The sequence below is a fragment of the Streptomyces neyagawaensis genome (assembly GCF_023516595.1).
Lineage (GTDB): Bacteria > Actinomycetota > Actinomycetes > Streptomycetales > Streptomycetaceae > Streptomyces > Streptomyces neyagawaensis.
In genome coordinates this window covers 47,997-61,697 of record NZ_JAMGBG010000057.1, presented here as the reverse complement: position 1 = coordinate 61,697, position 13,701 = coordinate 47,997, and the positions used below count along the sequence as shown (strand labels likewise).

Annotated in this window: 12 protein-coding genes; 5 read left to right on the top strand and 7 right to left on the bottom strand. The window is 72.4% G+C overall.

Features of this window, described 5'->3' with window-relative positions; translation table 11 throughout:
* Positions 1 to 124 precede the first annotated feature (124 nt).
* On the bottom strand, positions 125 to 634 hold the full coding sequence (locus tag M8J73_RS24705; protein ID WP_055537853.1) for an ATP-binding protein: 510 nt from the start codon (positions 632 to 634) through the stop codon (positions 125 to 127).
* Positions 635 to 807: 173 nt separating this feature from the next.
* Positions 808 to 1,509 carry an HdeD family acid-resistance protein gene (locus M8J73_RS24700; protein ID WP_055537843.1) on the bottom strand — a complete coding sequence of 234 codons (702 nt, stop codon included), beginning with the start codon at positions 1,507 to 1,509 and terminating at the stop codon, positions 808 to 810.
* Positions 1,510 to 1,578: 69 nt separating this feature from the next.
* Here M8J73_RS24700 and M8J73_RS24695 point away from each other — a divergent pair, with 69 nt between their 5' ends.
* Positions 1,579 to 2,322, top strand: a complete 744-nt coding sequence (locus tag M8J73_RS24695; RefSeq protein ID WP_055537844.1) for an enoyl-CoA hydratase/isomerase family protein — start codon at positions 1,579 to 1,581, stop codon at positions 2,320 to 2,322.
* 21 nt (positions 2,323 to 2,343) lie between these two features.
* On the opposite strand, the gene M8J73_RS24690 is transcribed toward M8J73_RS24695, so the two are convergent.
* Positions 2,344 to 2,979, bottom strand: coding sequence for a DJ-1/PfpI family protein (locus M8J73_RS24690; protein ID WP_055537845.1), 636 nt, complete (start codon positions 2,977 to 2,979; stop codon positions 2,344 to 2,346).
* Between the two features lie 10 nt (positions 2,980 to 2,989).
* Entirely contained in the window at positions 2,990 to 3,949 is a 960-nt protein-coding gene (locus tag M8J73_RS24685; protein ID WP_055537846.1) for a GlxA family transcriptional regulator, read from the bottom strand.
* A 169-nt stretch (positions 3,950 to 4,118) separates the two neighbouring features.
* Between M8J73_RS24685 and M8J73_RS24680 the strand changes: the two genes are divergently transcribed.
* The 3 genes from M8J73_RS24680 to M8J73_RS24670 all read left to right on the top strand — a co-directional run bounded on the left by M8J73_RS24680 (position 4,119) and on the right by M8J73_RS24670 (position 7,896).
* On the top strand, positions 4,119 to 4,988 hold the full coding sequence (locus tag M8J73_RS24680; protein ID WP_055537847.1) for an SCO6745 family protein: 870 nt from the start codon (positions 4,119 to 4,121) through the stop codon (positions 4,986 to 4,988).
* A gap of 145 nt (positions 4,989 to 5,133) precedes the next feature.
* Positions 5,134 to 5,277, top strand: coding sequence for an LPFR motif small protein (locus tag M8J73_RS24675; protein WP_169797823.1), 144 nt, complete (start codon positions 5,134 to 5,136; stop codon positions 5,275 to 5,277).
* 225 nt (positions 5,278 to 5,502) lie between these two features.
* Positions 5,503 to 7,896 (top strand): Tex family protein, encoded by a 2,394-nt coding sequence (locus M8J73_RS24670; RefSeq protein WP_055537848.1) that lies wholly within the window; start codon positions 5,503 to 5,505, stop codon positions 7,894 to 7,896.
* 77 nt (positions 7,897 to 7,973) lie between these two features.
* On the opposite strand, the gene M8J73_RS24665 is transcribed toward M8J73_RS24670, so the two are convergent.
* Both M8J73_RS24665 and M8J73_RS24660 read right to left on the bottom strand, forming a co-directional pair.
* Positions 7,974 to 9,614 (bottom strand): ABC-F family ATP-binding cassette domain-containing protein, encoded by a 1,641-nt coding sequence (locus M8J73_RS24665; protein ID WP_055537849.1) that lies wholly within the window; start codon positions 9,612 to 9,614, stop codon positions 7,974 to 7,976.
* A gap of 166 nt (positions 9,615 to 9,780) precedes the next feature.
* Positions 9,781 to 10,809 (bottom strand): hypothetical protein, encoded by a 1,029-nt coding sequence (locus M8J73_RS24660; RefSeq protein WP_055537850.1) that lies wholly within the window; start codon positions 10,807 to 10,809, stop codon positions 9,781 to 9,783.
* A 66-nt stretch (positions 10,810 to 10,875) separates the two neighbouring features.
* On the opposite strand from M8J73_RS24660, the gene M8J73_RS24655 reads away from it, so the two are divergent.
* Positions 10,876 to 11,826, top strand: a complete 951-nt coding sequence (locus tag M8J73_RS24655; protein ID WP_249829065.1) for an FAD-dependent oxidoreductase — start codon at positions 10,876 to 10,878, stop codon at positions 11,824 to 11,826.
* A gap of 92 nt (positions 11,827 to 11,918) precedes the next feature.
* On the opposite strand, the gene M8J73_RS24650 is transcribed toward M8J73_RS24655, so the two are convergent.
* Positions 11,919 to 13,604, bottom strand: coding sequence for a BCCT family transporter (locus M8J73_RS24650; RefSeq protein WP_240501267.1), 1,686 nt, complete (start codon positions 13,602 to 13,604; stop codon positions 11,919 to 11,921).
* Positions 13,605 to 13,701: the final 97 nt, after the last annotated feature.

Genomic DNA, 13,701 nt, shown 5'->3' with positions numbered 1-13,701 from the left:
AGTCGACGCGATGGGGGTCCCCCCGCGCGAGGTTGTTCGAGCGTGGGGGAGTTGGGGACCGACGGCAACGCCGCAGATGTGCGTGCCAAGCCCCGCGGCCCAGGCGTGATCCAAACGACAGGCCCTAGAGCAGGTGCGAGGGTTTGAGCGGCAGGGCGGCCCAGATCACCTTGCCGCCGCTCGCGGTGTGCTCGACGTCGCAGACCCCGCCGGCCTCCCTGGTGATCTCCCGCACCAGCAGCAGCCCGCGGCCGCCCAGCCGGCCGTGGTCGGTCTCCAGGGCGGTGGGGCGGTAGGGGTGGTTGTCCTCCACCGCGACCCGCACCCACTCCGCTCCGACCCCGACTTCGACGGCGAGCGTGGGCGAGAGCACCGCCGCGTGCTTGACGGCGTTGGTCACCAGCTCGGAGACGATCACCAGTAAGCCGTGGACGAGGTCGTCCGAGATCGGCACGCCCTGACGGGCCAGCAGGTCTCGGACGGCGCGCCGCGCCTGCGGCACCGAGGCGTCGACGGCGGCCGCGGTGAACCGCCAGACCCCTTCGTACGGCAGCGGTCCCGGCGGCCTGTGGTCGTCGGGAGCGTGCCCGCCGCCTCCAGGGCGTGGGTCGCCCCCGCGCCCTCGGTCGTCCATGGTCCGGTCGCCGCCCTTGCGCTCGATTGTCACCACACGTTAAGTGTTGGTGACGCGACGCCCTCCACGAATGACTGAACACAAGTCAGCGCGTATCGACGCTTTCCCGACCGATCGCGTTCGGGCCGACCAACAGAATGAACGATTCTGCCGGGCGTGTGTCACTTTCGGAACTATTCGGGTTGTACGGGTTCGGCGCCGTGTCCGCTCTTGCCGCCCGACGGCCGGTGACTCTCCGTGAGTTTCTCCGAGACCAGGCCCACGATGCGCCGCCCGCCGAACCCGGTGGCGATCAGCCCGAGGCCGTCGAAGAGCAGGGCGAGCGAGAAGAAGGTGCCGATGACGTACTTGCTGCTGCTCGGCCAGGTGGCGAGCACCAGGATGCCGAGGAGCAGGTCGAAGGCTCCCTGCACCAGGGTCCAGCCGAACTGGGGGCCGCGGACGACGAGGCCGCCGACCAGCCGGAACAACCCGCCGGTGAGGAACAGCAGCGCGGCGAACATGGTGAGCGCCTCGGCCCCCGCCTCCGGGGTCTTCAGAACGACCACACCGGCGGCGATGTTCAGCGCGGCGACCACGACACCGAGCCAGAAGAAGTGCGTGCCGCGGGCCTGCACCGCGTGCAGCAGGCCGATCACGCCGCCGATCAGCAGCAGCCAGCCGAAGAGGATCATGGTGGTCAGGGTGGCGAGGCCGACGTAGCACAGCCCGACGACGCCCGTGATCACCAGGATCACGCCGAGCGCGGCGATCCAGCCGAAGTCCCGTCCCAGTTTGGCGGTGTCCGCCTGCGCGTCCCTGGTGGTGCGCCTGCCGGTCGCGGGGTTCGTGCCGCGCGGGGTGTGCGTGTCCTTGGCGTGTTTGGATCCGAGCATGCGGGGCCTCCCTCACGTTCGGGCCCCTTCTTGATCGTATGGGTGCGGGGGGTGGCTAGCATCCGGTGCATGGACCCTCAACTGCTGCATTCCACCGCCGACGGGGTCGCGACGGTCGTGATCCACCACCCGGCCAAGCGCAACGCCATGACGGCCGGGATGTGGCGGTCGCTGCCGCCGCTGCTCGACCGGCTGGCCACCGACCCCTCCGTACGGGCGCTGGTGCTGACCGGGGAGGGCGGGACGTTCTGTGCGGGGGCCGACATCTCCACGCTACGGCAGTCGCCGGGCGAGGCCCAGGGCCTGGCGCTGCGGGCCGAGGAGGCGCTCGCGGCCTTCCCCAAGCCGACGCTCGCGGCCATCCGGGGGCACTGCGTGGGCGGCGGTTCGCAGCTCGCGGCCGCCTGTGATCTGCGGTTCGCGGAGGAGGGGTCGCTGTTCGGGATCACTCCGGCGAAGCTGGGGCTCGTCTATCCGTCGTCCTCCACCCGGCGGTTGGTGGCGCTGGTCGGTCCCGGCACCGCCAAGTACCTGCTGTTCTCCGGCGAGTTGATCGACAGCGAGCGGGCGCTGCGGACGGGGCTGGTGGACGAGGTGCTGCCCGGGGGCGGGCTGGACGAGCGGGTCGCGGAGTTCACCCGGGTGCTGGTCTCGCGCTCCCGGCTGACCCAGGCGGCGGCCAAGGAGTTCGCCGACGGGCGGACGGACCGGGACGCCCACTGGGCCGAGCAGGCGCGCGGCAGCGGCGACGCCGCGGAGGGCGTCGCCGCGTTCCTGGAGCGCAGGGCGCCCCGGTTCACCTGGACGGTGTGAGGGACCGGGGCGGCCCGGGGCTCACATCAGGGCGAAGCGGCTGTTGGTGCGGAACTCCTCCACGAGGTGGGCAGGTGCCTTGTGCGGGGCGCCCGCGTCGTACGGCGGCTGCGGGTCGTACTCGGTCATCAGCTGGACGGCCTGGGCGTGCTCGTCGCCGGCGATCCGGCCGATCAGGCTGAGGCCCATGTCGATGCCGGAGGAGACCCCGGCCGCGGTGACGTACTTGCCGTCGAACACGACCCGTTCCCCCGTCGGGTCGGCGCCGTACTGCTTGAGGAAGTCCAGCGCCAGCCAGTGGGAGGTGGCCCGGCGGCCTTCGAGGAGGCCGGCGCCGGCCAGGATCAGGGAGCCGGTGCAGACGGAGGTCGTCCACGTGCTCGTACGGTCGGCCGCGCGCAGCCACGCGAAGAGGGTCTCGTTCTCCATCTGCGCGAACTGGCCGGGTCCGCCCGGCACCACGACGACGTCCGGGGACGGGACCTCGGCGAGCGTCCTGTCCGCCGTGAGGGCGAGCGCGCCGGTGTCGCTACGGACGGGGCCGGTCTCCTCGGCGACGAAGACCAGTTCGGCCTCGGGGAGACGGCCGAGGGTCTCGTAGGGGCCGACGGCGTCGAGGGCGGTGAAGCGGTCGAAGAGGACGATCGCGATCTGCATGGGGTTCCCTTCAGGGGGTGGGGGCGGAAGCCGGCCGGAAGCGGCGGCGGTACTCCGCGGGGGCCGTGCCGAGGGCCTTGACGAAGGCCCGGCGCATGGCCTCGGGGGTGCCGTAGCCGCAGACGCGCGAGATCTCCTCGACGCCGTCGGAGGTGTCCTCCAGCAGTCGGCGGGCGTGTTCGAGGCGGACCCGGTCGACGTAGCGGCCCGGGGTCGTCCCGGTCTCGGCCTGGAAGGCGCGGGCGAAGTGCCGGGGCGAGAGGCGGGCCCGCGCCGCCAGCGTCTCCACGCTCAGATCACCGCCGGGGTGCTCGGTGATCCACTGCTGGACCTCCCGTAGCGGCTCCCGGCGCGCGGTCTGCGCGGCGAGCTGGGCGCTGAACTGGGCCTGGTTGCCGGGGCGGCGCAGAAAGACGACCAGGTGGCGGGCTATGCCGAGGGCGACCTCGCGGCCGAGGTCCTCCTCGACGAGGGCCAACGCCAGGTCGATGCCCGCGGTGACCCCGGCGGAGGTGGCGACCTGGCCGTCGCGGACGTAGATGGGGTCCGGGTCGACCTCCACCGACGGGTGGTCGCGGGCCAGCTTGTCGCAGTACGCCCAGTGGGTCGTCGCCCGGCGGCCGTCCAGGAGGCCCGCCTCGGCGAGCAGGATCGCCCCGGTGCAGACCGACACCAGGCGCTCCGCGCGCGGGCCGTGCTCCCGCAGCCAGGCGACGACGTCGGGGGCCGGGTTCCGGGTGCCCTGGCCGCCGGGGACGAGCAGGGTGTGCGGGGTGGCCGACGCCGTCAGCGCCTGGTCGGGGACGACGGTGAGGCCGCTGGAGGTGCGCACCGGGGCGCCCTCCAGGGAGGCCGTGCGGATGCGGTACGAGCCCGGGACGTGCAACTCACCGCCCTGGAAGACCTCCAGGGGGCCGGTGACGTCGAGGCTCTGCACGCCGTCGAAGAGGACGACCAGGACTGTGCGCATGTCTCGATTCTTGGCGGCCCGAGAGAGGGCCGCAATGACGAGTACCCCACCTTTCCTGCCATCGGCCGCGGGCCGGGCGGCGCGCGGGTGAGCGGCCGACGCGGAAGTGAGCAAGGGCACGTGGGGCCTCCCCGACCCGCCGAACCGACCAGTCGGTAACCTGCCGGGCATGACGCCTTCCTCCCTGCCGGAGCGCGCCGAGCGGCGCTGCCACAACCTGCTCAATCCGTTCCACTCCGCGCACTACTTCTCCCCGGACCTCGGGCGGGAGCTGGGCGCGGTGGGGGTCGAGCACCCGAGCGCGGCGTACTTCGCGGTGCGGGCCGCCGCCATGGGCGCGGTCGGACCAGGCGTGGTCACCGCGACGTTCTTCAACTTCCGTCACGAACTCGTGGCGCGGCATGTGCCCGCCGTGTGGGAGACGGCCTCGCCCGCGGTGGTGCTGGCGGCCCGCGAGCGGGTCGTCGACGCCACGCTGCGGCGGCTGCTCGGCGAGGAGCTGATCGAATCCAAGGAGGTCGCCGAGGCGGCCGAGCTGGCCCTGCGCGCCACCGAGGCGTGCGTCCGGACGGCGCGCCCCCTGTACGCCGCGCACGCCGACCTGCCGGTGCCCGAGCGCCCGCACCTGGCGCTGTGGCATGCGGCCACCCTGCTGCGGGAGCACCGGGGCGACGGACACCTCACGGTCCTCCTCGGTGCCGGGCTCGACCCGGTCGAGGCGCTGGTCAGCCACACCGCCACGGGCAAGGGCATGTCCCCGAAGTGGATGCTCGGCACCCGCGGCTGGACGCGGGCCGACTGGGAGGCGGCCCGCGGGCGGCTCCAGGAGCGCGGACTGGTCGACGGCGAGGGCGAGTTGACCGCGGCGGGCATCACGCTGCGCGAGGAGATCGAGACGGCGACGGACCGCCTCGACCGGGCCCCGTACGAGCATCTGGGGGCGGCCGGTGTGGAACGCCTCACCGAGCTGATGGGCGCCATCGTGCCGGCGATGCTCGGGGCGGGGGCGTTCCCGGAGGGGATGATCGGCAAGAAGTGACCTGGCCGGGGCGGCGGCACACGGACAGGTCGGCGGCACGCCTGTGGTCCGGCTCTCCGGCCTGCGCTGTTCACGCATGAACGAAGCGGGACGCGGTACCCGTGCTTTCCCGGCCCGGTCGGCCGGGAGAGGAAAGGGGAAGTACGTGTTCCGTGCGATCGCAGATGTGTTGCGGCAGATCGGAGGGGCCATCGCCACGGTGGTGACCCTGCCGTTCCGGGCCGTGGCCCGGCTGTTCGGCGGCGCCTCCAGCTCCACGCGCCGCACCGGACGCGCCCGCCGGGCCTGACCCCGGCCGCGCCACCGACCGAGGGAGCCGGACGCGACCCCGCGTCCGGCTCCCGGTGTGTCCGGGTCCCGCTCGCCGGAGTCCGGACTCTGCTCCGGTTCCGCGCGGGTCCCGTTTCCCGGTCCGTCCGGTCCGGTGTCCGGCACGCGCCGCCCTGATCCCCCGTTGTCGGCGTCACCTGCCACAATTGCCGCGCAACCTCAGTGGAGAAGGCGGTACGGGATCGTGACGACACCCGGATCCATCGAAGTAGGGTCCATCGAAGGCAGGATCGCCGAGGAACTCGGCGTACGGGAGCGGCAGGTGAAGGCCGCGGTGGAACTGCTCGACGGCGGTTCGACCGTTCCCTTCATCGCCCGCTACCGCAAGGAAGCGACCGAGATGCTCGACGACGCGCAGCTGCGCACGATCGAGGAGCGGCTGCGGTATCTGCGCGAGCTGGAGGACCGCCGTGCGGCGATCCTCGACTCGGTGCGTGAGCAGGGCAAGCTGACACCCGAGGTGGAGGCGCAGATCCGCGGCGCCGAGACCAAGGCACGGCTGGAGGACATCTACCTGCCGTTCAAGCCGAAGCGGCGCACCAAGGCGCAGATCGCCCGCGAGGCGGGGCTCGAACCGCTCGCCGAGGGCCTGCTGGCCGACCCGACCGTGGAGCCGGCGGCCGCCGCGGCGGCGTTCGTCGACGCCGACAAGGGCGTCGCCGACCCGCAGGCCGCGCTGGACGGCGCGCGGGCCATCCTCACCGAGCGGTTCTCGGAGGACGCCGACCTGATCGGCGAGCTGCGCGAGCGCATGTGGGTGCGGGGCCGACTGGCGGCCAAGGTGAAGGACGGCAAGGAGGAGGCGGGCGCCAAGTTCGCCGACTACTTCGACTTCGCGGAGCCGTTCACCGAGCTGCCCTCCCACCGCATCCTCGCGATGCTGCGGGGCGAGAAGGAGGACGTCCTCGACCTGGTCCTGGAGCCGGAGGAGCCCACGGACGGCCCGTCGTCGTACGAGGGGATCATCGCGCACAAGTTCGGGATCGCCGATCGTGGGCGTCCCGCCGACAAGTGGCTCACGGACACCGTCCGGTGGGCCTGGCGGACCCGCGTCCTCGTGCACCTCGGCATCGACCTGCGGCTGCGGCTGCGCACGGCCGCCGAGGACGAGGCGGTGAACGTCTTCGCGGCGAACCTGCGCGACCTGCTGCTCGCCGCCCCCGCCGGCACCCGCGCGACGCTCGGCCTCGACCCCGGTTTCCGTACGGGCGTGAAGGTCGCCGTGGTCGACGCGACGGGCAAGGTGGTCGCGACCGACGTCATCTACCCGCACGTTCCGGCCAACAAGTGGGACGAGGCCATCGCCAAGCTGGCCCGGCTCGCCAAGGAGCACGCGGTCGAGCTGGTCGCCATCGGCAACGGCACGGCGTCCCGCGAGACCGACAAGCTCGCCGGTGAGCTGATCACCCGGCACCCGGAGCTGAAGCTCACCAAGGTGATGGTGTCCGAGGCGGGCGCGTCGGTGTACTCGGCGTCGGCGTTCGCCTCGCAGGAGCTGCCCGGGATGGACGTCTCCCTGCGCGGTGCCGTCTCGATCGCGCGGCGGCTTCAGGACCCGCTCGCCGAGCTGGTGAAGATCGACCCGAAGTCGATCGGCGTCGGCCAGTACCAGCACGACCTGTCCGAGGTGAAGCTGTCGCGCTCGCTGGACGCGGTCGTCGAGGACTGTGTGAACGGCGTCGGCGTCGACGTGAACACGGCCTCCGCGCCGCTGCTCGCACGGGTGTCCGGCATCTCCTCCGGCCTCGCCGAGAACATCGTGGCCCACCGGGACGCCAACGGTCCGTTCCAGTCCCGTTCCCAGCTGAAGGGTGTCGCGCGGCTCGGCCCGAAGGCGTACGAGCAGTGCGCGGGCTTCCTGCGGATCCGGGGCGGCGACGACCCGCTGGACGCGTCCAGCGTGCACCCGGAGGCGTACCCCGTGGTGCGGCGGATGGTGAAGGCGGCGGGCAGCGAGGTCGCGGCGCTGATCGGCAACACCGGTGTGCTGCGGTCGTTGAGGCCGGGTGACTTCGTGGACGAGACCTTCGGTCTGCCGACCGTGACGGACATCCTGAAGGAACTGGAGAAGCCGGGGCGCGACCCGCGGCCCGCCTTCAAGACGGCCACCTTCAAGGAGGGCGTCGAGAAGATCTCCGACCTGGTCTCCGGGATGGTGCTGGAGGGGGTCGTGACGAACGTGGCGGCCTTCGGTGCCTTCGTCGACGTCGGGGTGCACCAGGACGGGCTCGTGCACGTGTCCGCGATGTCCAAGACGTTCGTGAAGGACCCGCGGGACGTCGTCAAGCCCGGCGACATCGTCAAGGTGAAGGTCCTCGACGTCGACATTCCGCGCAAGCGGATCTCGCTGACGCTGCGGCTGGACGACGAGGCCGCGCCGCAGGGCCAGTCCGGCGGCGGCGCGCGGCCGCAGCGGGGCGCCCGGGCCCCTCAGCAGCGGCAGGGCCGCGGCGGTGGCGGCGGTGGCGGTGCCCGGCAGGGCGGCTCCCGGCAGGGCGGCGCCGCGCCGGCTCCGTCGAACAGCGCGATGGCGGACGCGCTGCGCAAGGCGGGGCTGCTGGACCCGAAGCGCCGCTGAACCGACCGGTCCGGTGCCGGGCGCCCCGTTCGCGGGGTGCCCGGCACCGGTGTGCCGTGAGGCCGTGGGCCTGCGGCTCAGTTCTCCGTGACCTTGCCCGAGGTCACCTCGAAGCGCCTGGTCACCCGTACCGCGTCGAGCATGCGGCGGTCGTGGGTGACCAGGAGCAGCGTGCCCTCGTAGGCGTCGAGGGCGGACTCCAGCTGCTCGATGGCGGGCAGGTCGAGGTGGTTGGTCGGCTCGTCCAGGACCAGGAGGTTCACGCCCCGGCCCTGGAGGAGGGCGAGGGCGGCGCGGGTGCGTTCCCCGGGTGAGAGGGTCACGGCGGGGCGCAGGACGTGGTGGGACTTCAGGCCGAACTTGGCCAGGAGGGTGCGGACCTCGGCCGGCTCGGTGTCGGGCACGGCCGCGCAGAAGGCGTCGAGGAGGGACTCGGGGCCGTGGAAGAGCGCGCGGGCCTGGTCGACCTCGCCGACGAGGACACCGGAGCCGAGGGAGGCGTCGCCCGAGTCCAGCGGGATCCGGCCCAGCAGGGCGCCGAGCAGCGTGGACTTGCCCGCGCCGTTCGCGCCGGTGATGGCGACGCGGTCGGCCCAGTCGATCTGCAGGGACACCGGGCCGAAGGCGAAATCGCCCCGCTTCACCTGTGCGTCGCGCAAGGTCGCGACGACGGCGCCGGAGCGCGGGGCCGACGCGATCTCCATACGCAGCTCCCACTCCTTGCGCGGCTCCTCGACGACGTCGAGGCGCTCGATCATGCGCTGGGTCTGCCGGGCCTTCGCGGCCTGCTTCTCGCTGGCCTCACTGCGGAACTTGCGGCCGATCTTGTCGTTGTCGTTGCCCGCCTTGCGTCGGGCGTTCTTGACGCCCTTGTCCATCCAGGAGCGCTGCATCTGGGCGCGGTCCTGGAGCGCGGCCCTCTTGTCGGCGTACTCCTCGTAGTCCTCGCGGGCGTGCCGCCGGGCCGTGTCGCGCTCCTCCAGGTACGCCTCGTAGCCGCCGCCGTAGAGGTTGATCTGCTGCTGTGCCAGGTCGAGTTCGAGGACCTTGGTGACGGTGCGGGTGAGGAACTCGCGGTCGTGGCTGACGACGACCGTGCCGGCGCGCAGGCCGCTCACGAAGCGTTCGAGGCGTTCCAGGCCGTCGAGGTCGAGGTCGTTGGTGGGTTCGTCGAGGAGGAAGACGTCGTAGCGGGAGAGGAGGAGGGAGGCGAGGCCGGCGCGGGCGGCCTGGCCGCCGGAGAGGCCGGTCATCGGCTGGTCCAGGTCGACGGCCAGGCCGAGGGAGTCGACGACCTCCGCCGCCCGTTCGTCGAGGTCGGCGCCGCCGAGGTCGAGCCAGCGCTCCAGGGCGGCCGAGTACGCGTCGTCCGCGCCGGGCGCCCCGTCCACGAGCCCCTGGGTGGCGTCGTCCATCACACGCTGGGCCTCCGCGACGCCGGTGCGGCGGGCGAGGAACTCCCGGACCGTCTCGCCCTCGCGGCGCTCCGGCTCCTGCGGGAGGTGCCCGACGGTGGCCGTGGGCGGGGACAGCCGCAGCTCCCCCTGTTCCGGCGGGAGGAGCCCGGCGAGCAGCCGCAGCAGCGTGGACTTGCCCGCGCCGTTGGCGCCGACCAGCCCGATCACATCGCCGGGGGCGACCACGAGGTCGAGTCCGGAGAAGAGCGAGCGGTCGCCGTGGCCGGCGGCGAGGTTCTTGACGACGAGGGTGGCGGTCACAGGGTGCGATCCTAACGACCCGCGGCCGACCGACAACCGCGGCCCGTCACCGCCCCACGGCGCCCCTCACCTCCGGTCAGGGTCCCACAGGCACCCTCGCGTACGGTCACTGCCCCATCGGCGCCCTCGCCCCCGGTCACCGCCCCACCGGCACCCTCACCGCCGGTCACCGCCCCATCGGCTCCACCAGCACCGTGCCCGTGGTCCGGGCCACGATGAACGACTCCCCCTTCACGGACTTCGCGTCCAGCCCGATCCGGTGCTGCCCCGCCGGCAGGATCCCGTCGAAGAACCGGTACGTGTGCGTCCGGTACAGCCGGTCGAGGCGGTACGCGGTGAGCTCCACCCGGCAGGTCGAGGTGATCTCGATCCCGGCCTGCCCGTCCGCCGCGATCAGCCGGGTGAGCCGGCGCTGCTCGGCCGGGCTGCGGTCGAGCGCGTTCTCGATCTGCGCGACGAGGAGCGGAATGATCGGGGCGAACCCGTCGACGTACGCGACCTCCACCCCCGCCCGGTCGAAGGCCCGCCGGACCGCCTGCCGGCCCTGTTCTCCGACGGCCCGGCCGAAGACGACCGCGCCGTAGCCGCGCAGTTCCTCGTCGGGCACACCGGCGGCGTCGTGCGCTATGTCGGCGCCGATCCCGATGGCCCGCAGGGCGGCGGCGAGTTTGGCGAGGACGGCGACCCGGGCACCGATGAGGAGGACCCGTCGACGCGGCGACGTTTCGTCGGCGTCCTCGCGCAGCAGCGACTGCAGGGCGCTCCGGTACTCGGAGCCGTGGAACCGGAAGGGGCCGATGCCGGTGTAGCCGTTCAGTCCGAGGTCGGCCTCCCCGTCCGTCTGCCAGGCGAAGTCGCGCCACACGTAGTCGTCGCCGTCCCGCTCTATCACCGCGGTCACGGCCCCGCAGGCGAGGTCCGCGCACTCGGGGCAGCCGTAGATGACGTACCGGCCGCCGGCCAGGGGCGCGTCGGCCTCCAGGAGCAGGCTGCGCACCTGGGCGGTGAAGATCGAGGGCGGGACGTCGGAGGCGAGCGGGGAGACGGCGTCGAGGTCGGAGAGCTGGAACAGCAGCGGGCGTCCGTCGACGATGAAGTCCACGAAGTCCCGGTGGGCTTGGTAGGCACCGTCGGCGAGGACGCCACCGGCGCGGATCGCCGGTGCCAGGCCGAAGGTCGCGTACTCGGCAGACATGGTGTGAGTATCCCCACAAAGTCAGACTTGTGAGCACGGCATGACATATTCCGTTAACGTCCCCTCGTGACCAAGGAATCGAACAGCGATGTGATCGTGGTCGGTGGCGGTGTCATCGGTCTGACGACGGCCGTAGTCCTCGCGGAGAGCGGCCGACAGGTACGCCTCTGGGCACGGGAGCCCGCGGAGCGGACCACGTCCGCCGTGGCGGGCGGGCTGTGGTGGCCGTACCGCATCGAGCCGGAGGCGCTCGTCGGCGCGTGGGCGCTCGTATCGCTGGCGGTGTACGAGGAGTTGGCGGCGCGGCCGGACGAGACGGGCGTACGCATGGTCGAGGGCGTACACGGCGAGACCACACTGGACGCGCTCGGGGCGTGGGCCTCGCGGGTGGCGGGGCTGCGGGCCGCCACGGCACAGGAGTACGCGGGGACCGGGCTCTGGGCGCGGCTGCCGGTGATCGACATGCCGGTCCATCTGCGGTGGCTGCGCGAGCGGTTCGTCGCGGCGGGCGGGACGGTCGAGGAGCGCGCGGTCACGGACCTCTCGGCGGTCGACGCCCGGGTGGTCGTCAACTGCACGGGGCTCGACGCCCGCGACCTGGTGCCGGACCCTTCGGTGCGGCCGGTGCGGGGGCAGTTGGTGGTGGTGGAGAACCCGGGGGTCACCACCTGGATGACGTCGGTGGACCACTCCGACGCGACGAGCACGTACTTCATTCCGCAGCCGGGCGGGTTGATCCTCGGGGGGACGGCGGAGGAGGACGCGTGGTCCATGACGCCCGATCCCGTGACCGCCGAGGCGATCGTGCGGCGGTGCGCGGCCGTGCGGCCGGAGATCGCGGGGGCGCGGGTGATCGAGCACCGGGTGGGGCTGCGGCCGGCCCGGCCCGCCGTACGGCTGGAGCGTGAGCGTGCGGCGGCCGGACGGCTGTTGGTGCACAACTACGGGCACGGCGGGGCAGGCGTGACGGTGGCCTGGGGATGCGCCCGGGAGGCCGCGGAACTCGCCGCCGGGTGACGGCGGGGCCGGGCGGGGGGCCGGGTGGGGGGCTAGGGTCATCGGGCCGGAGGCAGCGGGCACCGGGCCGGTGCGGCGCTCCCCGGTGGCGGTCATTCCTTCCGGTGTCCGATGGGGTCGCCCTCGATCTCCGTTCCCTGCCCCGGGCCGACCCTGATCTCGAACTCGCCGTCGTAGCGCTTGTGGCCCTCGATGACGGCGAGTTCGACGGCCTCCGAGGCCATCTCCTCCCGCACGATCACCGAATCACGGCGCAGGTCGCGCATGAGCGCCACACACATACCGATCATGACCAGGACGAACGGGGCGGCCGCCAGGATCGTGAGGTTCTGCAGGCCGGTGAGGGCGTCGCCCTGGCCGCTGCCGACGAGCAGCATGATCGCGGCGACGGCTCCGGTGAGGACGCCCCAGAAGACGACGACGAAGCGGCCCGGTTCGAGAGCGCCGCGCTGGGAGAGCGTGCCCATGACGATGGAGGCGGCGTCGGCGCCGGAGACGAAGAAGATGCCGACCAGGACCATCACCAACAGACTTGTGACGGTGGCCGCCGGGAACTGGTTGAGGACGGCGAACAATTGGCCCTCGGGGGTGGACTCGTCGCCGAGTCGGCCCTGGTCCTGGAGCTTCATGGCCGTGCCGCCGAACACCGCGAACCACACGAGGCTGACCGAGCTGGGCACGAGTATCACACCGCCGATGAACTGGCGGATGGTGCGGCCACGGCTGATGCGCGCGATGAACATGCCGACGAAGGGCGTCCAGGAGATCCACCACGCCCAGTAGAAGACGGTCCAGCTGCTCAGCCAGTCGGCCACGCCCTTGCCGCCCGACGCCTCGGTGCGGCCGGCGAGCTGCGGCAGGTCGCCGAGGTAGGAGAAGACCGAGGTGGGCAGGAGGTCGAGGACGAGGATGGTCGGGCCGGCCACGAAGACGAAGAGGAGCAGGGCCAGGGCCAGCACCATGTTGGTGTTGGACAGCCATTGGATGCCCTTCTCCACGCCGGACACCGCGGAGGCGACGAAGGCGAGGGTCAGCACGGCGATGATGCCGACGAGCAGCCCGGTGCTCACCTTGTCCATCCAGTCCAGCTCCCGCGCGCCGGAGCCGATCTGGAGCGCTCCGAGACCGAGGGAGGCCGCCGAGCCGAAGATGGTGGCCACGATGGCGAGGATGTCGATGATCCGGCCGCCGGTGCCGTTGGCGTGCTTCTCGCCGATCAGCGGGGTGAAGACGGCGCTGATGGTCTGGCGGCGGCGCTTGCGGAACGTGCTGTAGGCGATGGCGAGTCCGACCACCGCGTAGATCGCCCAGGGGTGGAGCGTCCAGTGGAACAGCGTGGTCGCCATCGCCGTCTCCATGCGCTCACCGGCCACCTCCGGGTTGGTGCCCGGCGGGGGCGTGGTGAAGTGCGCGAGGGGCTCGCTGACGCCGTAGAACATCAGGCCGATGCCCATGCCTGCGCTGAACATCATGGCGACCCACGACACCGTGCGGAACTCGGGCTTCTCCCCCTCCACGCCGAGGTGGATACGGCCGTAGCGGCTGGCGGCGAGCCACAGGGCGAAGATCACGAAGCAGGAGGCGGCCAGCATGAACGCCCAACCGCCGTTGTGGATGAGGCCGCTCAGCATCTTGCCGGAGACGCTCTCCAGCGAGTCGGTGGCGAGGGCGCCCCAGAGCACGAACGCCAAGGTCAGTGCTGCCGTCACGCCGAACACGACGCGATCGGTTCTGGGCCGCCCGCCGCCGGGGAGACCTGCCTCCGAGCCGGGAAGCAGGCCTCCCCCGTGGTGGGTGGTGGTCTGGTCGTGCGTCACAGGTGGAACCTTTCCGGGAGTGGCTGGAACTCAGCTACTCCTGCCCAGCGAGCCCTCC